General features: G+C 51.6%; 26 protein-coding genes and 1 riboswitch. Of the genes, 20 read left to right on the top strand and 6 right to left on the bottom strand.

Features of this window, described 5'->3' with window-relative positions; translation table 11 throughout:
- Window positions 1–68 precede the first annotated feature (68 nt).
- Complete coding sequence (locus OHJ21_RS15745) at window positions 69–260, bottom strand: hypothetical protein (protein WP_486020493.1); 192 nt, start codon at window positions 258–260, stop codon at window positions 69–71.
- A 169-nt stretch (window positions 261–429) separates the two neighbouring features.
- Window positions 430–1,026 carry a helix-turn-helix domain-containing protein gene (locus OHJ21_RS15740; RefSeq protein ID WP_071223142.1) on the bottom strand — a complete coding sequence of 199 codons (597 nt, stop codon included), beginning with the start codon at window positions 1,024–1,026 and terminating at the stop codon, window positions 430–432.
- 287 nt (window positions 1,027–1,313) lie between these two features.
- A riboswitch (purine riboswitch) is annotated at window positions 1,314–1,413 on the top strand.
- Window positions 1,414–1,488: 75 nt separating this feature from the next.
- On the opposite strand from OHJ21_RS15740, the gene OHJ21_RS15735 reads away from it, so the two are divergent.
- From OHJ21_RS15735 to OHJ21_RS15715, 5 genes are all read left to right on the top strand, one after another.
- Window positions 1,489–2,925: an NAD(P)/FAD-dependent oxidoreductase gene (locus OHJ21_RS15735; RefSeq protein WP_100539486.1), complete on the top strand. Its 1,437-nt coding sequence runs from the start codon at window positions 1,489–1,491 to the stop codon at window positions 2,923–2,925.
- A gap of 198 nt (window positions 2,926–3,123) precedes the next feature.
- Complete coding sequence (locus OHJ21_RS15730; RefSeq protein WP_076325696.1) at window positions 3,124–3,411, top strand: Dabb family protein; 288 nt, start codon at window positions 3,124–3,126, stop codon at window positions 3,409–3,411.
- A gap of 44 nt (window positions 3,412–3,455) precedes the next feature.
- The gene (locus OHJ21_RS15725; RefSeq protein WP_100538521.1) at window positions 3,456–3,878 is read left to right on the top strand and encodes a DUF86 domain-containing protein; all 423 of its coding nucleotides are present in this window, start codon (window positions 3,456–3,458) and stop codon (window positions 3,876–3,878) included.
- A 270-nt stretch (window positions 3,879–4,148) separates the two neighbouring features.
- Window positions 4,149–4,601: a DUF948 domain-containing protein gene (locus tag OHJ21_RS15720; protein WP_326092646.1), complete on the top strand. Its 453-nt coding sequence runs from the start codon at window positions 4,149–4,151 to the stop codon at window positions 4,599–4,601.
- A 15-nt stretch (window positions 4,602–4,616) separates the two neighbouring features.
- The gene (locus OHJ21_RS15715; protein ID WP_100538519.1) at window positions 4,617–4,994 is read left to right on the top strand and encodes a YtxH domain-containing protein; all 378 of its coding nucleotides are present in this window, start codon (window positions 4,617–4,619) and stop codon (window positions 4,992–4,994) included.
- A gap of 112 nt (window positions 4,995–5,106) precedes the next feature.
- Here the strand turns inward: OHJ21_RS15715 and OHJ21_RS15710 are convergent, their stop codons facing one another.
- Window positions 5,107–6,174 carry a nitric oxide synthase oxygenase gene (locus OHJ21_RS15710; protein WP_100539485.1) on the bottom strand — a complete coding sequence of 356 codons (1,068 nt, stop codon included), beginning with the start codon at window positions 6,172–6,174 and terminating at the stop codon, window positions 5,107–5,109.
- Window positions 6,175–6,434: 260 nt separating this feature from the next.
- On the opposite strand from OHJ21_RS15710, the gene racE reads away from it, so the two are divergent.
- From racE to OHJ21_RS15675, 7 genes are all read left to right on the top strand, one after another.
- Window positions 6,435–7,241, top strand: a complete 807-nt coding sequence (gene racE / locus OHJ21_RS15705) for a glutamate racemase (protein ID WP_100538518.1) — start codon at window positions 6,435–6,437, stop codon at window positions 7,239–7,241.
- Window positions 7,242–7,473: 232 nt separating this feature from the next.
- Complete coding sequence (locus OHJ21_RS15700) at window positions 7,474–8,676, top strand: M14 family metallopeptidase (RefSeq protein WP_486020490.1); 1,203 nt, start codon at window positions 7,474–7,476, stop codon at window positions 8,674–8,676.
- 202 nt (window positions 8,677–8,878) lie between these two features.
- Window positions 8,879–9,154, top strand: coding sequence for a hypothetical protein (locus OHJ21_RS15695; RefSeq protein WP_127591571.1), 276 nt, complete (start codon window positions 8,879–8,881; stop codon window positions 9,152–9,154).
- 103 nt (window positions 9,155–9,257) lie between these two features.
- Window positions 9,258–9,560 carry a heme biosynthesis protein HemY gene (locus tag OHJ21_RS15690; RefSeq protein ID WP_100538516.1) on the top strand — a complete coding sequence of 101 codons (303 nt, stop codon included), beginning with the start codon at window positions 9,258–9,260 and terminating at the stop codon, window positions 9,558–9,560.
- A gap of 30 nt (window positions 9,561–9,590) precedes the next feature.
- On the top strand, window positions 9,591–9,812 hold the full coding sequence (locus OHJ21_RS15685; RefSeq protein WP_100538515.1) for a YuzB family protein: 222 nt from the start codon (window positions 9,591–9,593) through the stop codon (window positions 9,810–9,812).
- 135 nt (window positions 9,813–9,947) lie between these two features.
- Window positions 9,948–10,214: a hypothetical protein gene (locus OHJ21_RS15680; protein WP_486020488.1), complete on the top strand. Its 267-nt coding sequence runs from the start codon at window positions 9,948–9,950 to the stop codon at window positions 10,212–10,214.
- A 77-nt stretch (window positions 10,215–10,291) separates the two neighbouring features.
- On the top strand, window positions 10,292–10,600 hold the full coding sequence (locus OHJ21_RS15675; protein WP_486020486.1) for a hypothetical protein: 309 nt from the start codon (window positions 10,292–10,294) through the stop codon (window positions 10,598–10,600).
- A 194-nt stretch (window positions 10,601–10,794) separates the two neighbouring features.
- On the opposite strand, the gene OHJ21_RS15670 is transcribed toward OHJ21_RS15675, so the two are convergent.
- Both OHJ21_RS15670 and OHJ21_RS15665 read right to left on the bottom strand, forming a co-directional pair.
- A complete protein-coding gene (locus tag OHJ21_RS15670; protein WP_486020485.1) occupies window positions 10,795–12,780 on the bottom strand; it encodes an LTA synthase family protein in 1,986 nt (661 codons plus the stop codon).
- A gap of 170 nt (window positions 12,781–12,950) precedes the next feature.
- The gene (locus tag OHJ21_RS15665; RefSeq protein ID WP_486020484.1) at window positions 12,951–14,099 is read right to left on the bottom strand and encodes a THUMP domain-containing class I SAM-dependent RNA methyltransferase; all 1,149 of its coding nucleotides are present in this window, start codon (window positions 14,097–14,099) and stop codon (window positions 12,951–12,953) included.
- 162 nt (window positions 14,100–14,261) lie between these two features.
- Here OHJ21_RS15665 and OHJ21_RS15660 point away from each other — a divergent pair, with 162 nt between their 5' ends.
- Window positions 14,262–14,897: an O-methyltransferase gene (locus OHJ21_RS15660; RefSeq protein WP_100538508.1), complete on the top strand. Its 636-nt coding sequence runs from the start codon at window positions 14,262–14,264 to the stop codon at window positions 14,895–14,897.
- Window positions 14,898–15,013: 116 nt separating this feature from the next.
- Here the strand turns inward: OHJ21_RS15660 and OHJ21_RS15655 are convergent, their stop codons facing one another.
- Window positions 15,014–16,225, bottom strand: coding sequence for an MFS transporter (locus OHJ21_RS15655; RefSeq protein ID WP_100538507.1), 1,212 nt, complete (start codon window positions 16,223–16,225; stop codon window positions 15,014–15,016).
- 237 nt (window positions 16,226–16,462) lie between these two features.
- Here OHJ21_RS15655 and hemE point away from each other — a divergent pair, with 237 nt between their 5' ends.
- The 7 genes from hemE (at window position 16,463) to taeA (ending at window position 24,241) form a co-directional block, all read left to right on the top strand.
- Window positions 16,463–17,521, top strand: a complete 1,059-nt coding sequence (gene hemE, locus OHJ21_RS15650) for a uroporphyrinogen decarboxylase (protein ID WP_100538506.1) — start codon at window positions 16,463–16,465, stop codon at window positions 17,519–17,521.
- Between the two features lie 35 nt (window positions 17,522–17,556).
- On the top strand, window positions 17,557–18,498 hold the full coding sequence (gene hemH / locus OHJ21_RS15645) for a ferrochelatase (protein WP_100538505.1): 942 nt from the start codon (window positions 17,557–17,559) through the stop codon (window positions 18,496–18,498).
- A 141-nt stretch (window positions 18,499–18,639) separates the two neighbouring features.
- On the top strand, window positions 18,640–19,956 hold the full coding sequence (locus OHJ21_RS15640; protein WP_486020483.1) for a CapA family protein: 1,317 nt from the start codon (window positions 18,640–18,642) through the stop codon (window positions 19,954–19,956).
- Between the two features lie 32 nt (window positions 19,957–19,988).
- Window positions 19,989–20,762, top strand: a complete 774-nt coding sequence (locus OHJ21_RS15635) for a glycerophosphodiester phosphodiesterase (protein ID WP_100538503.1) — start codon at window positions 19,989–19,991, stop codon at window positions 20,760–20,762.
- 3 nt (window positions 20,763–20,765) lie between these two features.
- Window positions 20,766–21,389, top strand: coding sequence for a fumarylacetoacetate hydrolase family protein (locus tag OHJ21_RS15630; RefSeq protein ID WP_486020482.1), 624 nt, complete (start codon window positions 20,766–20,768; stop codon window positions 21,387–21,389).
- A 32-nt stretch (window positions 21,390–21,421) separates the two neighbouring features.
- Window positions 21,422–22,228, top strand: coding sequence for a DUF92 domain-containing protein (locus OHJ21_RS15625; RefSeq protein ID WP_326113814.1), 807 nt, complete (start codon window positions 21,422–21,424; stop codon window positions 22,226–22,228).
- A gap of 66 nt (window positions 22,229–22,294) precedes the next feature.
- Complete coding sequence (gene taeA / locus OHJ21_RS15620; RefSeq protein ID WP_326113815.1) at window positions 22,295–24,241, top strand: ABC-F type ribosomal protection protein TaeA; 1,947 nt, start codon at window positions 22,295–22,297, stop codon at window positions 24,239–24,241.
- Window positions 24,242–24,320 lie beyond the last annotated feature (79 nt).

The following is a 24,320-nucleotide window of genomic DNA, read 5'->3' as shown; positions in this document are numbered from 1 at the left end:
CCGGAATCTCCGGTCTTCTTTTTGTGGTCTCAGCGAGGAAGAGGCAGAACGATGAATCGTATCGTTCATTAAGGCAGCTCTTTGAATATTATTCGGGAGCCTAGCCAAAGACCAGCCGTTACTCCGAATAAACCGAAGAGGACCACCAGGACGATCAGATTCAAGGAGTGCCAGCCCAGCAGGAATCCAAAACCGCTTCCCATGGTTGTTCCGGCCAGCAATCCCAATGCAGCACCAATTTGCTTTTGACGTAGCGTCATCTTTCTGTCACCTCAATTGTTGGATGATGCAAACGGAATGTTACTTGTATTCCCTGATCATCTCGAAATATGCCGTAACAGAAAATAAGCCCGGCTTAGCCGGATCGACCCGGCAAGCTGAGCATTGGTTGAATAGTAAGTATGGTTATAATATAACGTGCAACTTCAATTAGGAATTTTGCTTTAATGCGCAATCTGCGAATAGAACAGATTTAGGGATACGGAAGAACTGTTCCGCTTTTTCCTGGAACGCTGCGGACGGCACGGTGCCCTGGTGCAGCCATTTGCGGAATGTGCCGGGATGAACGCCGATCCAGCGGCTGACATCGCTTACCGACAAATCATGAACCATGCACAGACCTGTCAGAATCCGATTGCTAACGGGTGATCGTGTCAGGGTGCGTTTCATGAAACGGGAAGGCGCCGGCTGACAGATTAAAGGTGACTTGTCCAGCAGTTCTTCCCTGAAGAGAATGTGGCGGGGATAACCCAAGTAGTCACAGGCCTTCTCCAGGTTGTTTTTACCGGGAACGCGTCCCTCATATACCCAGGCGCTGACACTACGGGAGGATACTCCCAGTTCCTCGGCCAATTGCGACAATTTGATATCGTTGGCCATAAGTACGGCTAGTAGGACGCGGTTGCGAATTTGGCAGCGGGTCGGCCGGCGAAAGCGCTTGACTCGCACACCTTTCCCCAAATATTTACGATTGATCAGGGACCACGCCTCAATGGAGTGTTTTTCTTGCTGCAGTTGTGTAGGCATAATTCCTCCGATTTTTTTAACACAATACTACAATATTCGACACTCACTTTTCAATAGCCAATCATCAAACAATTGTTTCCATTTCGTTGTTACCTGATTTATAAGTCGGATGTAATGGTCCGATAGACCTACCTGTTTGATTGATTATTTTGATGTATCGTTCGCTTTTTCATGATATTTATAGAGGGGAAGAGGTTATTGATGAGGAAGTATAGAGTCAAATCCGAACGATAAACGAATTATCTATTGACTCATTCGTAAATCCGTTTTATATTAACTATGGTTGATGAAGAACAAAGAAGCTTATTCGTATATCCCTGAAAATAAGGTTCAGGGGTTTCTACAAGGGACCTTAAATTCCTGACTACGAATAGGATGCGCAAGCATACCTATTCGAAGCAGGATTTTTTTGTGTCCAGAAGCGGTGTGCAGAAGCGACAGTCAAACACACAGGGGGATATGATGAGCAAATATGATGTTATCGTTGTGGGTGCCGGTCCGGCCGGTATTTTCGCTTGTTATGAACTGACATTGAAGTCACCAGGAAGCAAGGTGCTGCTGGTTGACAAGGGACATGATATTTACCGGAGAAGCTGTCCGATCCTGGAGGAGAAGATTAAGCTCTGTCCACCGGCAGTAGGACGTAAGGAATTTGCCGGTTGTTTGCCGGCCTGCTCGATAACAGCCGGATTTGGTGGGGCGGGCGCATACAGCGACGGCAAATTCAACATCACCACGGAGTTTGGCGGCTGGATGACCGATTATTTGCCCGGCTCCAAAGTCATGGAGCTCATCCAATATGTCGACGCTATCAATCTGGAGCATGGAGCGACACCTGCCATTACGGACCCGACAACAAATGCGATCCGGGATATTGAACAGCGTGGATACGCAGCAGGCCTGAAGCTGCTGCGTGCTCAGGTAAGACATCTTGGAACCGAGCAGAATTTGGAGATTCTGAAGTCGATATATGAATATTTGAAGACTAGAATTGATATGGCTTTCCGGGCGGAAGTCGAGGACATTGTTACCGTCAAAGAAGACGGAACTCACCGCGTCACCGGCATTGCGATGAAGGGCGGAGAGGTCCATGAGGCGAATCTGGTGATGATTGCTCCCGGCCGCGACGGGTCTGCCTGGTTGACCGGCATACTTAAAAAACGCAGATTGAAAATGCATAATAACCAAGTAGACGTGGGCGTTCGGGTGGAAACCTCGGATGTGGTCATGCGCGAGATCAATGAGCATTTGTATGAAGGCAAATTCATCTTTAACACCTCGGTTGGAACCCGGGTGCGTACGTTCTGCAGCAATCCTTCCGGTCATGTTGTGGTTGAGAACCATAGCGGAGTTATGGCAGCCAATGGCCATTCTTATAAAGATCCGGCATTGGGATCAGCCAATACAAACTTTGCGCTGCTCGTATCCCATAAGTTTACGGAGCCGTTTGACAAGCCTAATGAATATGCGCGTGAAATTTGCAAGCGGGCTAACGATCTATCCAGCGGCGGGGTCATTGTACAGAAATACGGCGACGTGCTCCGTGGCCGGAGATCCACCGAAGGCCGAATTCGCGAAGGATTTCTGGAGCCGACGCTGAAGGAGGCCGTTCCTGGTGATCTTGGCTTGGTGCTGCCGTACAATACCATGAAAAGCCTGATCGAGATGGTCGAAGCCCTTGATAAAGTCACACCGGGGATTGCGTCGGAGCACACGCTGTTCTACGGAGTGGAGGCAAAGTTCTACTCCGCAAGGCCGAAGCTGTCGGAGTCCTTCGAGACGGAAATCAAGGGGCTATACTGTGGCGGGGATGGCGCCGGAATTACCAGGGGGCTTGCTCAGGCGGGAGCCGCCGGCGTCTGGATTGCCCAGAACATGCTGAACCCATTAAGTTCGTGATTGCAGCGGTTGTTCCCTTAAAAAGAATGCTGATTTTTGGAGCACATTCTGGTGTAAGCCAGACGGTGCTCCTATTTGGTTAGATCTGGCGCAGCTGATATGTCCGATATGTTGGTGGGAGCGATTTCTTTTTCCGGACGAACGGGGTATGATAGATACGAAAGATTTACATAAATGCTAGAGATGGAGGAACGGACGATGATTAAACATATTGTTTTTTTCAAACTGAAGGACTCATCCGCCGAGAATATTGAGAAGACGGTTCAGGTGCTGCGTGATATGGATGGCAAGATTCCGATGCTAAGATCCCTTGAGGCGGGTGCCGATGTTATTCGCTCCGAGCGCTCATATGATTTGGCTTTGATCGTTGAAGTGGACAATCTTGAAGATTTGCAAGCATATGCCGTTCATCCTGTTCACCAGGAAGTGATCCAATACATTAATACGGTGAAAGATCATACGCTTAGCGTAGATTTTGAAGTGTAGGCAATGATATAGACCTTACAACAACAGGCTGGAGGAGATTTGCGGTGTATTATGTGAATCAAGAACAAATTGAACGGCGCCTGAGCGCGATTCCCGAAATTGCGGAAGGGTTGCGTGCTGCGGCACAAACATGGGACGGAGGCCTGGTACTGGGCTTGGTTCAGGAGCGTGCGCTTCATCTGGCGATCGAAGTCGTAACGGATGTCGGCAGCTACTTGATTGACGGATTTATTATGCGGGATGCCAGCAGCTATGAAGATATCATGGATATTAATCATGAGGAAAAGGTGTTCCCCGAAGAGGTTCATAAGGTGCTGCTGGAGCTGGTACGATTGCGTAAACCGCTTGTACAGGATTACTATGATTGGGACAGGCATGCGCTTCATTCTTTAACCTCGATTCTGCCTGATGTGCTGGAGCAGTTTGCGGGAAATGTCCGTGAGTATTTAAAAAACGAGATGTACTGATGCTTGTATAGTACGATTAAGAGATATCCCATGATGCCATGGGCTCTTCCATACGATTCATCCATAACAGACCTTCAGGGAATCCTTGAACGGTCTGTTTTTTGTTGGCTTCCTTACGAGCGCTGGCATGTTCCGAAGCTTTGGGGATCCTCGTGGTTTTTCGGTGCCGGAATAAAAAAACGCCGATGTTGTGTCAAGACAAGCCCATGCTGCTTATAATGCATCAAGCGACTAGGCATTCGCCCGGTCGGACGAAAGGAGGAGTTCCCCATGACAGAATGGAGTGCGCTGGCCGCTGCCATCGGCATCGTTCTGATCGCGGTTGCGGCGGTGATCATGATGCTGTCGGTTAAAAAGCTGATCGGGCGGGCCGAGACCATGCTGGGCCGCCTTGAGGAAGACAGTACCCGTTTGACCCAGGAAGCCTCGCAAGTGCTGGAGCAGGCATCCGTCTCGTTAGAGATGATTCAGCGACAGCTGGCGGCCGGTGAAGCATTTGCCGCTTCCATGTCCGATGCTGCGTCAGCGGTAGCCAAGACGGCCGATGCGGTTCATGCTGTAGGGAAAAAAGCTTCCATAACCGCCATTGAGCATCTGGAACGTGCTCGCCTCGATAATGAACGGCAGATCGGGGAGATGTTCCGGTGGGTTGATGCCGGAATGACGCTTTGGCATTCATGGAACAAGTACACCTCCAAGTCCGGCGAAGGGCAAGCCAAATAGAAGGAGAGATGGAATATGAAAGAGAAGAGCAAAGGACTCCTCTGGGGAGTATTGATCGGCAGTGTTGCAGGTTCTGTTACCGCACTTCTTCTGGCTCCAAAATCCGGCAAAGAGCTTCGGAATGACATTGCCGACGGCGCCCGCGGCATCGGCACCAAGGTGCAGGAGGCAGCGGAGAAGGTAGGAGAGCAGGGGGTTAACCTGATCGGCATCATGACAGATCGGGCGGAGAACGTGATCTCCGACATTCAGTCCTGGCGCAACCGGCAAGAAAGCTGGCTGGCGGAAGAGGAAATTGCGCAGGTCTCCTCGTTTGACGAGGATTTTGAAGAAGAGGATTATGCAGCCACTGTTACTGAAGTGAAGATCAACGATGAATCCAGGATCAAATAATCGCTTCAGCACATCATTTACGAGGATAAGGATTACGCCAAAATACATGAAAGCCGGGGCGGCACAGAGCCCCGGCTTTGCTGTGTATAAATGATTCGAAATAAAGTCCCGATTACTGCCCTTTGCTCCGGTAATGGAAATTCGGCGAACGGATGTCGTTATGATAAGAGGTGTGGAAAATATGTGTTGTAGCCGGCGAGACCGGAGGAATCAGCCAGCTCCAATCCCCTGTGAGCTCCCGCCCGGCTTGCTGTTCACGCTGTTCAAACAAACCGAATTGGGCTGCTGCCGAATGATGGTCTACGATGCTGACGCCTGCTTTCTTGAAGGAATAGAGCACGGCAGCATTGAGTTCAACCAAGGCGCGATCCCTCCATAAGGTCGTCACGCTGGAAGTATCTTGACCCATCAGCTTGGCAATAAGCGGAAGCTTGTTGTAGCGCCCTTCGTCTGCTAGGTTACGGGCTCCGATTTCGGTTCCCATATACCAGCCGTTGAACGGTGCGGCCGTGTATATAATGCCGCCGATTTCAAGCAGCATGTCCGAGATGAAAGGCACCCCATACCATTTTATCCCTTCCTCTTTAAGAGCTGGAAGTTCGGGATGCTCCAAGGGGACCTCCAGCACGTAGGCTTCAGGTATCGGAAACCACTCCGGCGGCTCATTCCCCTGCTGCACAACCAGCGGCAGCACATCATAGTCGGTCAAGTCTCCCCGCCACCCCAGCTCCATGCATTCCTTCGTGAAGGATAGGGAAGCCGGGTCGCCAATCGTCCCATCCGGCGTTTCGTAACCCGCATACCGAATCAATTGGTGGTTTTTGATCATAAGTGGGGCCTCCCCTGGATGTGCGGCCCTGAAAATCGTAATCGTTGGCATGATTTTTCCGCCATTGGTGGCACTCTCGATATGGTGGAGAAGTGCTGAGAAAATGTCAGCGGTCTCCGTTAAGTGCCTGGCATCGAATACTTTTAGGCGATCCCAAAACAGTCTGCCGATACAGCGGTTGCTGTTTCGCCAAGCCATTTTGGCCCCGTGCGTCAGTTCCTCGAGCGTATGCTTATATGTACCTGTCAGCTTGATCTGTGAGCGGATGTCCCTGAGCCGGGCCTCGGTTTCTTCCGGAGAACGGTTTAATTCTGCATAACAAAGCTGGATATACTGCTTCGCAGCTTCCATAAGGTCGGTATGATGTATGTTGTCATTCACGTAGAATTCTCCTTTACTATACGCGCGCTTACTATAGTATAAACTACCTATGGTCACCGACTGGCGCAAGAGTCCTACAATTGCTTGAACAAATAACCAACTCTCTTTGCAGCGGCGCCCTTGTTGAAGATAGGGGGGAATTGGGGTAAGATTTAAGGTACATTTCGATCCGAAATGACATATGGTATCACAGTAAACCATGAATTTGACAAGAAGGAAGCGGTGGGTTCGTGCAGCAAGCAATCGCAATACTAGACTCGGGTGTCGGCGGGCTGACAGTCGCTAAAGAAGTGATGAGACAGCTCCCGAGAGAGAAAATTATTTACTTCGGAGATACAGCCCGCGCACCCTACGGACCCCGTACGCCGGAAGAAGTCCGTTTATTTACGGAGCAAATTGTAGATTATTTAATTCAGTATGATCCTAAAATGATTGTGATCGCCTGTAATACGGCTACGGCGGCGGCGCTTGATTATATTTCGTCCAAAGTGCCTGTACCGGTCATCGGTGTCATTCACCCAGGGGCGCGTGCCGCCATAAGTGCAACGAAGACCGGTAACGTCGGCGTAATCGGTACAGTCGGAACCATTGGCAGCGGAGCATATACAGCGGCTCTGAAACAGCTCTCGCCCTACATCGAGGTGGAAAGTCAAGCCTGTCCCGAACTGGTACCGCTCGTCGAACACGGATTGTTCCGATCCGAGGATGCCCTGCAGGTGGTGCAAGAATCCTTGAGAGGCATCAAGGATACCTCCATTGATTGTCTGATCCTGGGCTGTACTCACTATCCGTTCCTGAGGAATACGATCCAAACCGTCATGGGGCCGTCCGTGAAACTGATCAGCTCCGCCGATGAGACGGCTCGCGAGGTCAGCACGATTCTGTACGATAAAGGCCAGCTCGCGAGCAGCATGGAGAGTCCGGTGCATCAATTTTTCTGTACAGGAGATCCGGTCATTTTTCAGAGCATTGCGACCGAATGGCTCGGAGAGCATATCAAGCGGACACCTGTTGTCTGGCAAATTACGAAGCTATAATTCACAGTTCATACCTAAGAGCTAATCTGAATGAATAAGAGCAGGAAACGCAGGCAGGACAAGGAATAAGACCTTGTCCTGCCTTTATTAATTTCCGGTGCCAGGATTAGAAAAAGAGCGGGACTCACGCCCCTTTTTCGATCTTTTGCATCATACATGTTGGACAACCGGCCGCTCATATACATGGAATGGACGCTAATTGAAGCGGCTTTGCCGCGGAAAGGAATCCATTATGCAGCAATATGTCGTACAGAAAGGCGACACGCTGAGACGCGTGGCTGCCAGATATAGTCTGGCGTATGAACAGCTGATTACGGCGAATCCATGGGCGGCGCAGCAGCCGTATCTCCAGCAGGGGCAAATGCTCTATCTTCCTGCATCGTTGCGCCGAAGGTATGTCATTCAGGAACATGATACCTTTGATAGCATTGCCAATACGTTCCGGTTTCGGAAGGAAGCCTTGGAAGAACTGAATCCCGGGTTATCGGCTCATCATCTGCCACAGGGAAAAACGATCGTTCTGCCGGGTACCACGCATAAGCGCATGATACGATTAACCGGCGAATACGGACCGGGGGATCTGGAACGCGATATACAAGAGATGCAGCTGCGCTACCCTGTTATCGAGTGGAGTGTCATCGGCCGAAGTGTGCTCGGCAAACCACTATATGCGGCCAAAATCGGTAAAGGCCCTAAGAACCTTCACATTAATGCAGCACTGCATGCCAATGAATGGATCACAACCCCTTGTCTGATGCGTTTCATGGAGGAATACGGCAGGGCATTATCGCAAGGGTCGCCGGTTTATTTTCAGGAGCCGGATGCCTGGTACCGGAACTATACGTTATGGGTTGTGCCGATGGCAAACCCGGATGGGGTAGAGCTCGTACAGGAAGGAGTCACTCCTTCTCATCCATATTATGAACGACTGCTCGATTGGAATGGCGAACGCGAGGATTTTCGGCGCTGGAAGGCGAATATGAACGGCGTGGATTTGGGTGACCAGTTTCCTGCACATTGGCATGAGGAGGTCGCGCGTAGGGGGAAAGTCCGCCCCTCCCCGCAGGATTATGCGGGGACTAAGCCGCTTAGCGAGCCGGAAGCCGAAGCCGTATATCAGCATACATTATCGATATCTCCGGAACGGGCCATTTCCCTTCACAGCCAAGGCAGGGAGATCTATTGGAATTACAGGGACTACGAACCTCCGGAAAGTGAGGACATGGCCAGAAGATTAGGTCAGGCCGGCGGTTACAGGCCGGTGAAGCTGCAAGGCAGCGATGCGGGATACAAGGATTGGTTCATTCAGCAATACCGGAGGCCGGGCTTTACCGTGGAGATTGGTTATGGGATGAATCCGCTGCCACTTGAGGATTTCGAGGATCTGTGCGTCGAGGTGGGATCCATTCTAGCTGCGTTTATGTCTTTGGAATAGGATATTTTGAAACGAAAAGGTCTATTTAACGTATACAATATAGAAGAATTCGGCCGCTGCTTTCATGGATCACAAGGCAGTGGCCTCTTTTCGCCCTTTTACCGCTTGCGGCCCGGACGGAATATGGTTTATGCCGGGATTTCTTAGAGATTTGCTATTTGGGTAATGATATAGACATGCTGCGTGGAATGGAGGGAACAACATGAAGTGGAGAAGATTATGGTCGCTTCGGCGCTGGTCGCACGTATTCCAGCGGATATTCGGTTATTTAACCTCTTCCCGGGTTACACTCGGGGACAAGCTGTTATTCCTGGTTCCGGTTGTGCTGTACTGGGTGCTGCCGGACTTTATGCCATTGCTGCCGATTGATGATATCGGAGTTACGATGCTGCTGATGAACTGGTTCGTATCCCGCGTCGAACGGAAATATCCGGGTCTGCACGGTGAGGATCAAGGCACCGCCAAGCGCGTACGGTAAATGGGCTTAGGGCTGTCACAATACAGACAGGACCCTTGCGAAAAAGCCGGCAGGGGTCTACAATAACATATTGAATGAAACATCCGTGAGGAGATGAATATACGTGAAATGTAAAATTACACGAAATGCCGCCAAGGTGTTAAAGCGAGAGCTGGACAAGGAAGAGAACAAGGACAAGAAACTTCGCGTGCTGGTTACCCATGCGCATGGAGATCATGCCCACTACGGTCTGGATCTGGATACGCCGAAGGAAAATGATGTCATCGTAACCACAGATAAAGAAATCGATGTCATTTTGGAGGCGGGACAACCTTTCCTGGACGGCGTCAAAATCGACTATCTTTATTTTCCTGAGGAAGGCTTTGTGATTACGAATCCGTCCCAGGGCAATCACGGCGACCACTAGGTTACTTCAGAATAAAGAAGGTAATGTACAATGGCTAATGATATTCGCGTCTGCGAGAAGTGCAGACATACGAAGTTGAAGACAATGATCCCGAAGATTAAGAAAATGGTACCGGATGCCGACATTAAGATCGGCTGTAAATCCTATTGCGGTCCTTGCGGGAAACGCGCATTTATTTATATCAATGGCCGCTATGTCAGCGCGCCTACCGAGGATGAAGTGCTGGCAAAGGCGCTGCCGTTTGTGAAATAACAAACAAACAGCAGGCTGTTTGACACACCTTCATCAAAGTTTCGTGGTATTCCCATTATACGGGTATAGTTCCTGGCTCCGCCATCCATGCTAAGAGGGCAACAGGAACAACAACTTTAGAAGGGAGCATCCGTCATGAACAGTCACGATTCCAGTCTTCATTCCAACAGTCCCAGCAACAGCGCGCTAGATTCCGTTGAGAAGCTGCACCGTGCCGTATCCTCGGCAATGTCCCACCCGACGGAACAGCTGATTCAGCAAGCGGAGAATTCGTTATCCCACACGGAGCAAGCGGTTTCCCAGGTGATTGAGCAGGGGAACGAAAACGCGGTGGAATTGGCCGAAGAGTTGTTAGGCGAAGAGAAGGAACGTCTGTCCAAGCTTCGTTCAGCTAAAAAGTAGTTTATGATCCTGTGCAGTCCGTTCAATAGCTTTCGAGCTAGTGAACGGGCTTTTTTCCCCATCCGGTGATTTGGGGATTGGCGGGAACTTTGATCATCCTGCTCGCTATTCTGATATGGTTGCTGCTAAGAATGAAGAAACGCAACTTGAAGTTATATATCACGCTTCCGCTGAGTTTGGTTTTCTTTGCGATGTCAGCTGGCATCATTCCGCTCTTCATGCGTCTGACAAGCTCCCCTTGGAATTCAATACGACTCTTTGCACCTGACATTGCCTATATGACGCTAGGGATTGTAGCTATCCTGGCATGGATGGGGCTTTTGCTGATGTACGGAACGCTTGTCAACCGGAGAAAACAGCTTGAGTCGGTTACCCGCCGGACTTGATATAAGAAATGCAATCAGGAAACTGATGATCCTTTCATAAATGCAGCTTGACGTGCGTCTTCGATTACTGCCTAGCCAAAAAACCAACCAGGCTGATGGATAAGATCAGCTTGGTTGGTTTGGTTTAAAGCAGCCTCACTCAACAGCGATCAGAGGCTAAAATAAGATTTGAAATTTTCTATCGCTAAGCCCGGTTATCGGGCATTCGCTTCGCCCTGCGATTTAAATAACTTCAGCAGGTCATACGTGATCACTTGATCGGAAATCCGCAGTATCTCCTGTGTCTCATCATAACCGTCACGACAGGCCTGGATATCGGTCGGCTGACGTGCAGCGAGATCGTAGCAGGTTCCCCCTTCAAGTCCGGCCGTCTCGGTGGGCAGGTAAAACACCTTCTCATCGGAGAATGCGCCGCTGCGCAGCGGAATCAGACGCGGATTGTCATGAAACAGATGGCTTCCGATCCAGTAATACGGTTCTTTCGGCACGCCGAGAAGATGAAGAATACTTGGGGTCACGTTCATCATGCCGGAGGCTTCCGGATATACTCCGGCATGCCCTCCATCAGGCAGGCGGATGAGCAGGGGAACCTGGTTCATGATTTGCTCCATGTCGAGCGCATTCAGCTCTCGTCCCAGGAATTTCTCATAGTCCGCTTTTTCCTTGATCGAATTGTCGTGATCCCCATAGATGATCAATATGGTGTTATCCCACAGTCCTTGCTGTTTCATCTGCTCGACGAACTGGCCGAATGCTTCATCAACATAGTGGATCGACTGTAGATAGTTCCCGAATATCGAGCCTTCAAAAGCCCCTGTATCCAGCTTCACACCATCCTTGGGGACATAATACGGATGATGGCTCGTTAACGTAATCAGGAAGGAATAGAAGGGCTGCTTGATGCCTTTCATTGCATCCAGCGATTGCGCGAAGAACGCTTTGTCGCTCAATGACCATCCCTCTACATCGTTCATTTCAAAATCCTTCTTGCTGTAAAAACGGTCGTAATTCATCTCCCGGTACATCGTGGTCCGGTTCCAGAAGCTGCTATCATAGGCATGGAACACGTTTGCGCCATAACCCTGTTCTTTCAGAATCTCCGGAAGCGTATCGTACTCGCGATCAGCATATCGCGTAAATACGGAACCTGTGGGCAGCGGAAGCAGGGAGCTGTGGGTGACAAAATCCGCATCGGACGTTCGCCCTTGACCGGTTTGATGATAGAAATGGCTGAAATACATACTGTCCTGCATCAACCGGTTGAAGTTAGGGGTGATTTCCTGCCCGCCGATCGACTGGCCGATGACAAAATTCATAAAGGCCTCCGTCTGAATCATGATGACATTGCTGCCTTTATACTTTCCGAACAAGGCGTCCGCACCGGACGGCTCCATACGTTTGGCATCAAACCATGCCTTGATCTGATTGATTTCCTCTTCCGCCAGCTTGGGCTGCCCCACGAGATGATCTCGTCCATAACGGTAGATATCATATCCGTGAAAGCCGATCAGTCCCGTCACATTATACAGCGTAATATTCCACCAATTGCCTTCAAAGAGGCCAACGGCCCATGTATTGGATGCTTTCTTGATAGGAACGAAAGTCATGACCATGCCCAGGATGAACACAAGCGTGCCTGTTACCAACCGGCGAATGATCCGGCTCTGCCGATGCTGGCGGTATTCCCCCGGGAGTGTATAGGTTCCAAAGGTGGATCTCCGTTTGCGGAACACCATGACGGCGGTAAATGGGACAACAATAAGCCAATCGATAAAAAAGAACAGATCGTACGCATGAACCAGGGAACGAATGCTATCCCCGAGGGAACCAACTTGTCCGGCCTGCATAAGCACCGGCACGGTTATGAAATCATCGAAGTAGCGGTAATAAATCAAATCGGCGTACAGGATCCCCGTCCATAAGAGATTTAATAAAGTTAAAGCCGCAAGCCGGCCTCTTGCCGGAAGCCACAAGGTCCAGAAGGATATCAGCAGGAGTGAGCCGACAGCGATCACATAATCGGCCTGATCCAGCTTCATGTTGGTAATATGGAGATGATGATCAAGCATGACCAGCTTGTACATCATGAGGATAAGGAATAATAAATATGCGGTGTACCGGTAATGCAGCCCTTTGGAGACCCGGCTTCGGATATCGCTCCATGATGGGGATGAGAGCACGTGGGTATCCTCCTTTATCTCAAACTAAAACATTCTCGAAACGCGGTCAGTCCTCTATGCAAGAACGTCGATAGACACTTTCCTAATTATAGCTTGGCCCGGCATGAAATCAAACGACGATGCAGCAAAAAAGCCGCCCAAGGGCGGCGTTTGCAAGAAGCGTCATTTCGTTATTCCACCGATTTGTTACGCGGCGGCAAGGGGCCCAGGTATTGATAATACTGGCATTCGATCCGGCCATTGAACAGCTTGCGGCGCTTGTCCGCCTTGCGGCCGAAATAATGCTCAAATTGCTTGGTCGGACTGAGTGCGAAGAAGGACCAGGTCGGAAGTGAATGCGTTACGGATCCGAGCTGGCGAATGAGACGTTCAACCTCCTCTTTCTCGCTTAACCGTTCGCCATAGGGTGGATTGGTGATGATACAGCCGAATTCACCCTCAGGGATGGCTTTGGCTGCAGGGAGAACCCTAAAGTCGATTTCGCCGGCAAGTCCCGCGCTTTTGGCGGCTGCCTTGGCTACTTCGATCGCTTTCGGGTCGATATCGCTTCCGGCGATATGCAGCGGAATATCGTCCTTCACTGAGTCAAAAGCTTCCTCGCGCGCATCCTCCCAGAGGTTGTCCCCAATAATATCCCAATGCTCGGACGGGAACGAGCGGCGCAGGCCGGGCGCAATATTCCAGGCCATCATCGCGGCTTCGATCAGAATGGTGCCTGAACCGCAGCACGGGTCATACAGCGGACGATGGGGGCCCCAGCGGCTTAATTGCAGCAGAGCGGAAGCCATGGTTTCCTTCAGCGGAGCTTCCGTAACCAGCTTGCGATAGCCGCGTTTATGAAGGGCTGGTCCTGTGGTATCCAGGGTCAGTATGGCTCTATCCTTCAAGAGAGAAACCTCGACTACATAACGGGGGCCGTCCTCGGGGAACCATTCCGTACGGTGCGAGAGCTTCAGCTTCTCCACGATTGCTTTTTTCACGATGCCCTGACAGGCGGGAACGCTGCTAAGCTGCGATTTATGGGAACGCCCTTCCACAGGGAACTCGCCATCCGCCGGAATCCACTCCTCCCATGGAAGAGCTTTTGTTCCTTCAAAGAGCTCGTCGAAGGTAAAGGCTTTAAACTCACCCATCTTGACGAGAATACGGTCCGACGTCCGGAGCCACAGATTGCAGCGGCAAATATCAATCAGGTCACCCGAAAAGGTAACTCTGCCATTTTCTACTTCCATGTCGGTGTACCCGAGCTCTTTCAACTCGCGGGCAACGACGGCTTCCAGCCCCATCGGGGCCGTCGCGATCAATTGTAATCGAGGCATTAACGATGTCAACTCCATTTAACATGTGTACGGCGATAGTCGCCGCCGGTTCAATCTATATAGTATAGGCGATTGCATTGACTAAGACAATTATCATATGATAGTTCTCGTTAGGTTTAACGGGAAACAGCGTATTTTATCAAGATAAGGGAGGCGGCTTCATTGCTTACGACCCCTGATGATTATGTTAACCAATTATACCCTGAAGATGAAGAGCTTCAGTATGTGATAGAGGCCATCCGCGAGCATGGGATGCCGGAGGTTTCGGTGGCACCGGCATACGGCCGACTGCTGACCATGCTCGTCCAGACAGCCGGCGCAAGGAATATTCTCGAAATCGGCGCCCTTGGCGGCTATAGCGGAATCTGTCTGTGCCGAGGACTTCCTGCGGACGGCAAGCTCACCTCACTCGAGCTGAAGGAAGAATACGCAGAGCTTGCAGGCACGCATTTGGAGAAGGCCGGATTCCAGGATCGGGTGGAGTACCGGATCGGGCCGGCTGCGGACAGTTTGGCAGCGTTGAAGCAGGAAGGACGGACCTTCGATTTTTTCTTTATTGATGCGGATAAGGAGAACTATCCTCTATACTTGGATTATGCCATGGAGCTTGCGAATCCGGGTGCCCTTATTGCCGGGGACAACTGCTTTTTGCGCGGCAGAACGCTGAATTCCGACAAGAACGGTCCTTCGGTTCAAGCGGTACGCCGGTTTAATGAAGTCATTGCGACGGACAAGAGGCTGGTCAGCACGCTGCTGCCTGCTTATGATGGGCTGATCCTGGCACGCGTTAAAGGATGAAATCATAAACCGATAATAACAAGGGGCTGTCCTCGGGTCGATATAGACCACGGGACAGCCCCTTGTTGTTTGGATTGGGAGACTACCTCCATCTTTAGATGAAAGACTCCGGGGGATCAACGATATTTGGGCGAAGGCTTTTGCGAGAACAGCTTTCGTCTCACCCACATCATATTGATGATCAACAGGCAGCCGGACGTAATAAACAATCCTTCGATTCCGATGAAGCCGGATAAGAATCCGCCGATCACCGCCCCCAGCATGTTGCCAAGCGCGAGCGAGCTTGTATTGAATCCGAAGGAGCGGCTTTCCATGCCGTCCGGCGTGTAAGAGCGAATCAGCGCGTTGACGCTCGGCAGCAGCCCGCCCATGAAGACGCCCATCATGAACCGCACGATAATCAACTGCCACACCGATTGAACGAAGGCTTGCGGGATCAGCGTAAGTCCCGTCCCGATCAAGGCGTAGGTCAAGATGCGGTGTGCTCCGACCTTGTCGCTGAGCTTGCCGAGAATCGGGGAGGCGATCATATTCGACAGACCTGTCACCGCTACAACAAACCCGGCCCATATCGCAATATCCACCGCGGATCCATGAAGCTTCTGAACGTACAGCGGGAGCAGTGCCATGGGACTGATCATGGCGAATTGCAGCAGGAACGTGACGGCGAATAACGCCGGCAGCTGCGGAATGTGGCTCAGCTCCTTGAGCCCGGCAATAACCGAAGGCTGAGGCGCCTTGGCTGCCTGCTCGCGGTTGAAATTTTCCTTAACGAGGAACAAAGCAAGCATTGAGGCGGCAAAGATCAGTCCGCCAGTGATATAGAAGATCGGCCGGAATCCGACCCAACTGGCCATGAGTCCGCCGATCAACGGACCGAGAATCGTGCCGGCAACTTGTCCGGACTGCATGATGCCCATCGCAAATCCCATTCGATTCTTGGGCGTTGTGCCCGATACGAGCGATATCGCAGCAGGGTTAAATCCCGATATGGTACCGTTCAGCAGACGCAGAACCAGCAGATGCCATGGATGGGTAGCAAAGCCCATGCAGGCAATGACCAGCGCCATGCCGAAGCCGGAGCGCAGCAGCATGATTTTGCGTCCGTATTTATCTGCGACTTTTCCCCAGATCGGTTGAAAAATGAATGATGTCAGGAAGTTGGCTGCGAATATCAATCCTGCCCATAGTCCTATTTCCCGGTCTCCAACGACATTCAGGTCTTGCGCCAGATATAATGTCAGGAACGGGGTGATCATGGTCATCCCGGAGTTGACCAAAAACTGTCCGAACCAAAGCACAATGAGATTGATTTTCCAATTGGTCAATGTGCCCTTCACTTCCTTTCTAAGCTGTCGAGCCCGGAATGACCGGACGAATGGTGGAGCTACCCTAAAAATGCCGTTCTTCCAGTATAACATATTTAAAAAGTGCCAAAAGCTAACAATGTCATAAGATTGTCATGTGATTTTCATAGGATGTCCATGTAAGACGGTTGTTACTTACTTTTAAAAAGGGCATAATGAAATTTAGGAAACTTTATACACATTGATGGGGGCCTAATCATGACCTATAACGATCAATTCATCCGCGCTTGCCGCAAGCAGGAAGTGAACCACGTTCCTGTATGGTACATGCGCCAAGCGGGACGCTACGACCCGGAGTATCGAAAGATTAAAGAAAAGTACTCCCTACTGGAAATATGCAGTCAACCGGAGCTGGCGGCAGAGGTAACCTTGATGCCCGTACGGAAGCTTGGTGTGGACGCGGCAATTTTATATTCCGATATTATGAATCCCGTTGCCTCGATCGGGGTAGACTTCGATATTGTGAAAAATATCGGCCCCGTGATTGATAATCCGATCCGAACTGCGGCGGATGTAGAGAAACTGCGCCCGATTGATGTCGAGGGAGATCTTGGACATGTCCTGGAGACGATCCGTATCCTGGATAAGGAGCTGGAAGTGCCGCTAATCACGTTTGCCGGCGCTCCGTTCACGATTGCCAGCTATCTCATCGAAGGCAGACCATCCAAAAACTATCTTCGAACAAAAGAGCTCATGTACAGTGAGCCGAAGGTATGGTTCTCGCTGATGGACAAACTCGGGGATATGGTGATCGCTTATTTGCGTGCCCACGTCGCTAACGGTGGGAAAGCGTTTCAATTGTTTGACAGCTGGGTGGGGGCATTGTCTCCACAGGATTTCCAAACGTTTGTGCTTCCAACCATTAAGCGTATTTTTGCAGAGCTTCAGGATCTGAGTGTTCCGAAAATTTATTTTCCAGGCGTGAGCTCAGGCGAGCTGCTGCCAACGCTTACGGATCTGAAAACGGATGTCATCGGTCTTGATTGGAGAGTGTCCATTGCAGAAGGACGCCGCCGCTTAGAGCATAAGTATGCTGTTCAGGGCAATTTGGACCCGACCGTTCTGACCGGGCCGATGCCGGTCATCCAGCAGTATGCGAAGGAGATTATCGATCAGGGGATTCAGGAGCCCGGCTTTGTGTTTAATCTAGGGCACGGTTTATTCCCGGAGGCTTCGCTAGAGAAACTGCGTGAGTTGACATCGTATATTCACGAATACTCCGCTCAGGCACTGCAGGCAGGTGCACAACGCTCTTAAATGTTGAATATTTTATTAGTCAGAGGTGAGATGGTATGAAGAACAAGATTGGCGTGTTGGTTATGTCCTACGGCACTCCGGAGAGCATGGAAGGAATCGAGAGTTATTATACCCACATCCGTCGCGGGAATAAGCCGTCGGAGGAGCAGCTCAAGGAGCTGACAGACCGCTATGAGGCGATTGTGGGGGGCGTGTTTCCACTCCGCGAGAATACCGACCGGCAGGTACGCACGCTGCAGGATACATTAAATGCGGATCCTCGCGCGATCGATCTTGAGTTTGTATGCTATCAGGGACTGAAGCACGCAGCTCCGTACATCGAAGATGGCGTTGAGCAAATGGTCCGGGACGGCATTAAGGAAGCCGTCGGCATTGTGCTGGCTCCTCATTACTCCACCATGAGCATCGGATCCTACGTGAAGCGCGCTCAGGCCAAAGCGGATGAGCTGGGACTTGAGATTTCGTTTGTGGAGAGCTATCACATGCATCCGAAACTGATCGAGGCCTTTGCCGATCGGGTGTCCGCCAAGCTGAACCAGTTCGAGGAAGCAGGGGCTGACCGGGACAGCGTGAGAGTGCTGTTCAGTGCTCACAGCCTCCCGGAACGCATCTTGTCCATCGGAGATCCTTACCAGGAGCAGCTGCTTGAGACATCCAAAGCCGTAGCCGAACAGGCAGGCGTCAAGCAGTGGCAGTTCACATGGCAAAGCGCTGGCCGGACGGCGGAGCCTTGGCTGGGTCCGGACATTCTGGATACGCTGCAAACGCTGAATAAAGAAGAGCAGGTCGAGGATGTGCTGGTTGCGCCGGTCGGTTTTGTCTCGGATCATCTTGAAGTCCTGTATGATCTGGATATTGAAGCCAAGAGCATTGCCAAAGAAATGGATATGCGGCTCGAGCGCATCGACTCCTTGAACAGCGACCCGCTTTACATGGAAGCGCTCAGTGATTCCGTGATCACCTTGATAGGCCTGTAAATCCGTTATTACCCGAAATTCGAATAGAATGCTTAGATATGAACTCCCCGGCGACGGGGGGTTCTATTCTTTATAGGGAAGCTGGTATAATGGGGGGAGCGACTTATTACGCGAGCTCATAAGGGAATAAAGGAGTGACCTATGCATCTGTCACGATCAGAGAAAAGCAAGGCCGAAAAGAAGGCCCGTAAGCAGCGAACCGGACAGGTTTGGATCATACTTAACTTATGTCTGATTGTTATGATCGCTGCTTTGCTTGTCTATCATTTTAAATTTAAGGAAGATCCTGTTCAGCAAACGGCTTATCTGCCTGGTATGCCGGAATTTGGCATGGAAGGGGATCGAACGGATAGCCCAGGCTCCGGACAACAAGCTGACGGTGAGGGGGCGGATCCGAAGCCTCCAAAGACGACGGAGACCGGCGAACCCCCAGGTTCCGATATGACCGAGCCGGAAGGCAGCGCAGCAGAGGATCCTGCCGATTCCGCTACCGCCAAGCGGGTGGTGATGCATTTTGCCGGGGATACCTTGTTTTCGGGCAAAGTGGAGGATGCGCTGAAGAATCACGGGTATGATTATCCCTACAAGCATCTGGGTACGGCATTTCTGGAGGATGATTTGACCGTTCTTAATCTGGAAACGCCCGTTACGAACGGAGGCGTTGGCGCCGCCAATAAGAAATTCGTATTCAAGTCCTCGCCGGACGTATTGCCGGCCCTTCGAGATGCCGGGGTAGAGGCCGTTAATCTGGCTAACAATCACATCCTGGATCAAGGCCAAGAAGGACTTTTGGATACCCTGAAGCATCTGAAGGACCATGATATCCGTTACGTGGGGGCAGGACGGAATGAGGAAGAAGCCTTCGCGCCCCAGTATTTCGAGCTTCAGGGCATGACGGTTGCATTGCTTGGATTCAGCCGTGTGCTTCCGGAGACGACCTGGTACGCGCTGGAAAACAGGCCGGGGGTGGCCGGGGCTTATGATCATGTGCTTCCCAAGGCGGTTAAAGCGATTCAGGCGGCACGTTCCAAAGCCGATCTGGTGGTCGTGATTGCCCATTGGGGAGAGGAGCTTCATAAGGCGCCGAATGTCCATCAGATCAATCTGTCACGCGCGTTCATTGACGGTGGGGCTGACCTGATTATCGGCGGGCACCCCCATGTGCTGCAGGGATTGGAGCAGTACAAAGGCAAGTGGATTGCGTATAGTACAGGTAATTTCATATTTACCAAATCGTCGAATGAAGATACGTGGAAAACAGCCGTATTCCAGGCATCATGCAGCAACCAAGGAGACTGTGACTTGAAGCTGACGCCTTACCGTACGGAGATCGGACAGGTCATCCCGCTTGAAGGCAAAGAAGCTGAGGACTTGCTGAAAGAGGTGGAGAAGCGATCCGTCGGCGGTGTCAAAATAGCGCTTGATGGTGAAGTTATAGCAGGCAAGGCTGTGGAATAATTCGTTAAATGTTACATCAAGGAGGTCCCACCATGAATAATTTATGTGTGGCTCACCGGGGGTTCTCCGGTAAAGCACCTGAAAATACGCGCGCAGCCATTCAGATGGCGATGGATGAACCCTTCGTGCATTGGATGGAAATTGATGTGCAACTGACTCAGGACGGGGTCCCTGTCGTGATACATGACTTCAGCGTGGATCGTACGACGACCGGGAAGGGCAAGGTGAAGGATCTGACCTGGCAGCAAATCCGTAGGATGGACGCCGGCGAATGGAAGGGCCGCCAATTCAGGGGAGAGCAGGTACCCTCGCTCGATGAAGTCCTGCAGCTTGTCAAAGGCCGATTGAAGCTTAATATCGAACTCAAAACGAGCGGAGACATGTATCCCGGTCTTGAGAAAGCCGTTTTGGAACGGATTCATGCCCACCGGATGCTTTCGGATGTGGTGCTTACTTCCTTTGAACCGAAAGCCTTGATCAAAGCGAAGGAATTGGATCCTGAAGTGAAAACCGGACTTATTATCGATGCGCATCCTCGCAATTTGGTAGCGCGCTTGAAGCAAATGAAATGCTCCTTTTTATCCATCGGCTACTCCCATCTGGATGCGGCCTTCGCGTCGGATTTGGTGAAGAACGGCATTACGCCGATGGCCTGGACGGTGGATGATGCGAAGAGCATGAGATCGCTCGCTCGAATGAATCCCGCCATCATGATCTGTACGAATCGCCCCGATACATGGGGTCAGATTTTTATTAATAAAATAGCACCCAAAGTTCCATTCTGGCGAAGAAAATGGAGGTTTTAATGTATGTGTGCCCTGGTGAATAACGTTTATTGTGTAGGTCGTAATTATCAATTGCATGCGGCGGAGCTCGGCAATGCCGTACCGGAAGAGCCGATGATATTTCTAAAACCGTCGCATGCCGTCGTTCCGCTGGACGGCAGCGTGCTGATGCTGCCGATGGACCGCGGCAGTCTTCATTTTGAAGGCGAGCTTGTTATACAGCTCGCGGAGGATTACGCGCCAGGTAAAAGTGTTGATGAGCTTGTAAAAACGATGGCCCTTGGCATCGACTTCACGCTGCGTGACGTACAGTCGGTCATTAAGGAGAAGGGACATCCTTGGACCGCGGCAAAAGCGTTTAAATCTTCCGCACCGCTTACGCCATCCATAACGTTTCCCGGAACCGCGAAGCTGGCGGATATGGATTTTACCGTAAGGAAGAACGGCGAAGAGGTACAGCGCGGGAATGTGAAGGATATGATCTTCTCCCTCCAGCGCATCATCGATTACATCGGCGAGCATTATGGCCTTGGCCAGGGTGATTTAATCTTCACGGGGACGCCGGCTGGCGTAGGACCGACGGAATCCGGCGACGTGTTCGAATTGTACTGGGGAGATGTCCGTCTGGGCCGCTGCGAAATCGGGTAATCTGATATGCTTTAACATGGGAGGGGTCACAGATGGATTGGCTGATCGGAGCGGCAGGTGCCCTTATCGTGGCAGGAGCCGCGTACAGGAAACGATCGCTATCGGAATCCGGAGCCGCAGCCGCTATTCTGATGGGTACCATATATTACGGAGCAGGGAACGTGTTTTGGTTCGGAACCCTGCTTCTTTTTTTCATTACGTCCACACTGCTTTCCCGATACGGGAAGCAGCGGAAGGCAGACCTGGAGAAATCCTATGCCAAGACCGGCCGGCGGGACGCGGGCCAGGTATTCGCCAATGGCGGCATCGGCATGGTGCTATGTCTGTTAAATGCATGGTTTCCGTCCGATCTGTGGGTATTCCTGTTTATAGGTGTGATGGCTACGGTAACGGCGGATACCTGGGCCACGGAGGTAGGCAGCCTTAGCCGGAAGCCTCCGCGCTCCGTGCTGAACGGCAAGGTACTGACCGCCGGGGAATCCGGCGGCGTCTCCTGGGTCGGCTCCACGGCTGCAGCGGTAGGGAGCATACTGATAGGCGCAGGCGGATGGCTGCTTGCCGGATGGAGCGGCATGAATGCAGAGATATTGCCGTATGTCCTTGCAGCCCTTGCGGGTGGATTGGTAGGAGCTTTTGCCGATTCGTATCTCGGAGCGACCTTACAAGTGATGTATCGCTGCCGTGTGTGCGGTAAATCGGTGGAAGTATCTCATCACTGTGGTGAAGATACCGTGCGTACGCGCGGCGCTGCCTGGATGTCCAACGATGCAGTTAATCTGGTCAGCTCACTTCTCGGCGGCGCGGCAGCTTATGGGATTGCAGTGCTTATTGCGTTATAATGTATCCATCTTACCGATGAAACAACGAATCAACGAAATCTATAGATGTAAGTAGGGATCATAACAATGAATATTTTGACCGTCGAACAGGTAACAAAAAGTTATGGAGACAAAATTCTGTTTCAAGATGCGTCCTTCGGAATGGAGGATCAGGATAAAATCGGCATTATCGGCGTTAATGGCACGGGGAAATCCACATTTCTGCGCGTCATCGCAGGGATCGAGCCGCCCGACTCCGGTAAAGTATCGATGGGCAATCGCATCCGGGTGCGTTACCTGGCACAGAACCCGGAGTTTGATCCGGACAAAACCGTCCTGCAGCAGGTGTTTGAGGGCGATCTTCCGGAGATGAAGGCGGTGCGGGAGTACACCGAAACGATGGAGCTGCTGGAGCTGCATCCAAGTCATGAGGAGCTGCAGCAGAAACTGCTGAAGCTCAATCAGACGCTCGATACGCTGCAGGCGTGGCAGCTAGAAAGCGATGCGAAAACCATCCTGTCCAAGCTGGGCATCCGGAATTATGACGCGAAGATGGGGACGCTCTCAGGCGGCCAGCGTAAGCGGGTGGCATTAGCCGCCGCTTTGATCCAGCCTTCCGATTTGCTCATATTGGACGAGCCGACCAACCATATTGATAATGAATCCGTCGCCTGGTTGGAACAGTATTTGCAGAAGCGCCGCGGAGCGCTGCTCATGATTACGCATGATCGGTATTTTCTGGATCGGGTGGCCAATGTCATGCTGGAGCTGGATCACGGACGGCTGTTCCGATATGAGGCGAATTACAGCCGTTTTCTGGAGCTGAAGGCAGAACGCGAGGAGCGTGAGGCCGCTTCCGAGCAGAAGCGCCAGAATTTGCTGCGGAGCGAGCTGGCTTGGATTCGCAGAGGTGCCAAGGCCCGTACAACCAAGCAGAAGGCGAGAATTGAGCGTTTCGAGAAGCTCAAGGATCAGGAGATGGTACACAGCTCCGGTGAGCTGGACGTATCGGTCGCTTCCACCCGCTTGGGACGCAAAATTCTGGAGATCGAAGGTCTCCAGAAGAAGATTGACGACAAAACGTTAATTCAGGACTTTTCCTACATTGCCGTTCCCGAGGATCGGATTGGTATCGTAGGCCCGAACGGCAGCGGCAAATCCACGCTGCTCAATCTGATTGCCGGACGGATTCAGCCGGATGGCGGGGAAGTCGTGCTCGGACCGACGGTCAAGCTCGGTTATTTCACGCAGGAGCATCAGGAGATGGATGGCAGTCAGCGCGTGATTGAGTATATCAAGGATGAGGCGGAGGTTGTCCGCACGGCGGACGGCTCGGCGATTACCGCGGCCCAGATGCTGGAGCGATTCCTGTTCCCGCCCGCGCTGCAGTGGACGCCGATTGCGAAGCTGTCCGGAGGAGAGAAGCGACGGTTGTATCTGCTGCGGGTGCTGATGAGCGCGCCGAATGTGCTGCTGCTGGATGAACCGACGAATGATTTGGACATTCAGACATTGTCCGTCCTGGAACAGTATTTGGATGAGTTCCCGGGCGTCTGTATCGTAGTATCCCATGATCGTTTTTTCCTGGATCGAACGGTGGACAAGATTATGGCGTTTGAGGGCAAGGGTCAGATTCGTGTCCATGTTGGCTCCTACAGCGAATATGCGGAATGGATGCAGCGTCATGGCGGTGAAGCTGCCGGGAGCAAGACGGAAGCATCCAGTTTCAAGTCAGCGTCGGGGGATAATGGAGGTTCGGACAACAGCTCGGCTAAAGAAGCGCCGCGGGAGCGCTTGAAATTCAGTTATAAAGAACAACGGGAGTATGAGCAGATTGACGGTCTCATCGAGGATACCGAGAGCAAGCTGGCATCCATTCAATCGGAGATGGAGACCGCCGGCAGCGACGCAGCCAGGCTTCAGGAGCTGATGAAGGCTCAGGAAGAAACGGAGCGTGAGCTGGAGCATCTGATGGAGCGCTGGACCTATCTGAACGAGCTCGCAGAGAAGATTGAACAGAGCAAGAAATTGTAATGATTCAAGCGATCCATATCAATAGCAAAAGGGGTGTCCCCAGGCATAATGCCTTGGCGGGACGCCCCTTTGTTAGTAT

Origin of the sequence: Virgibacillus sp. LDC1, assembly GCF_025792345.1 — a bacterium.
Taxonomy (GTDB): domain Bacteria; phylum Bacillota; class Bacilli; order Paenibacillales; family Paenibacillaceae; genus Paenibacillus_AQ; species Paenibacillus_AQ lautus.
The sequence above is the reverse complement of the archived record's forward strand: the minus strand, read 5'-3'. Positions and strand labels throughout refer to the sequence as shown.

Bases quoted from the DNA above. Each gene is read 5' to 3' on its own strand.
- OHJ21_RS15745 (WP_486020493.1), bottom strand. From the start codon at position 260: ATGACGCTACGTCAAAAGCAAATTGGTGCTGCATTGGGATTGCTGGCC.
- OHJ21_RS15740 (WP_071223142.1), bottom strand. From the start codon at position 1,026: ATGCCTACACAACTGCAGCAAGAAAAACACTCCATTGAGGCGTGGTCC.
- OHJ21_RS15735 (WP_100539486.1), top strand. From the start codon at position 1,489: ATGAGCAAATATGATGTTATCGTTGTGGGTGCCGGTCCGGCCGGTATT.
- OHJ21_RS15730 (WP_076325696.1), top strand. From the start codon at position 3,124: ATGATTAAACATATTGTTTTTTTCAAACTGAAGGACTCATCCGCCGAG.
- OHJ21_RS15720 (WP_326092646.1), top strand. From the start codon at position 4,149: ATGACAGAATGGAGTGCGCTGGCCGCTGCCATCGGCATCGTTCTGATC.
- OHJ21_RS15715 (WP_100538519.1), top strand. From the start codon at position 4,617: ATGAAAGAGAAGAGCAAAGGACTCCTCTGGGGAGTATTGATCGGCAGT.
- OHJ21_RS15710 (WP_100539485.1), bottom strand. From the start codon at position 6,174: ATGGAAGCTGCGAAGCAGTATATCCAGCTTTGTTATGCAGAATTAAAC.
- OHJ21_RS15700 (WP_486020490.1), top strand. From the start codon at position 7,474: ATGCAGCAATATGTCGTACAGAAAGGCGACACGCTGAGACGCGTGGCT.
- OHJ21_RS15695 (WP_127591571.1), top strand. From the start codon at position 8,879: ATGAAGTGGAGAAGATTATGGTCGCTTCGGCGCTGGTCGCACGTATTC.
- OHJ21_RS15685 (WP_100538515.1), top strand. From the start codon at position 9,591: ATGGCTAATGATATTCGCGTCTGCGAGAAGTGCAGACATACGAAGTTG.
- OHJ21_RS15680 (WP_486020488.1), top strand. From the start codon at position 9,948: ATGAACAGTCACGATTCCAGTCTTCATTCCAACAGTCCCAGCAACAGC.
- OHJ21_RS15665 (WP_486020484.1), bottom strand. From the start codon at position 14,099: ATGCCTCGATTACAATTGATCGCGACGGCCCCGATGGGGCTGGAAGCC.
- hemE (WP_100538506.1), top strand. From the start codon at position 16,463: ATGACCTATAACGATCAATTCATCCGCGCTTGCCGCAAGCAGGAAGTG.
- hemH (WP_100538505.1), top strand. From the start codon at position 17,557: ATGAAGAACAAGATTGGCGTGTTGGTTATGTCCTACGGCACTCCGGAG.
- OHJ21_RS15640 (WP_486020483.1), top strand. From the start codon at position 18,640: ATGCATCTGTCACGATCAGAGAAAAGCAAGGCCGAAAAGAAGGCCCGT.
- OHJ21_RS15635 (WP_100538503.1), top strand. From the start codon at position 19,989: ATGAATAATTTATGTGTGGCTCACCGGGGGTTCTCCGGTAAAGCACCT.
- OHJ21_RS15630 (WP_486020482.1), top strand. From the start codon at position 20,766: ATGTGTGCCCTGGTGAATAACGTTTATTGTGTAGGTCGTAATTATCAA.
- OHJ21_RS15625 (WP_326113814.1), top strand. From the start codon at position 21,422: ATGGATTGGCTGATCGGAGCGGCAGGTGCCCTTATCGTGGCAGGAGCC.
- taeA (WP_326113815.1), top strand. From the start codon at position 22,295: ATGAATATTTTGACCGTCGAACAGGTAACAAAAAGTTATGGAGACAAA.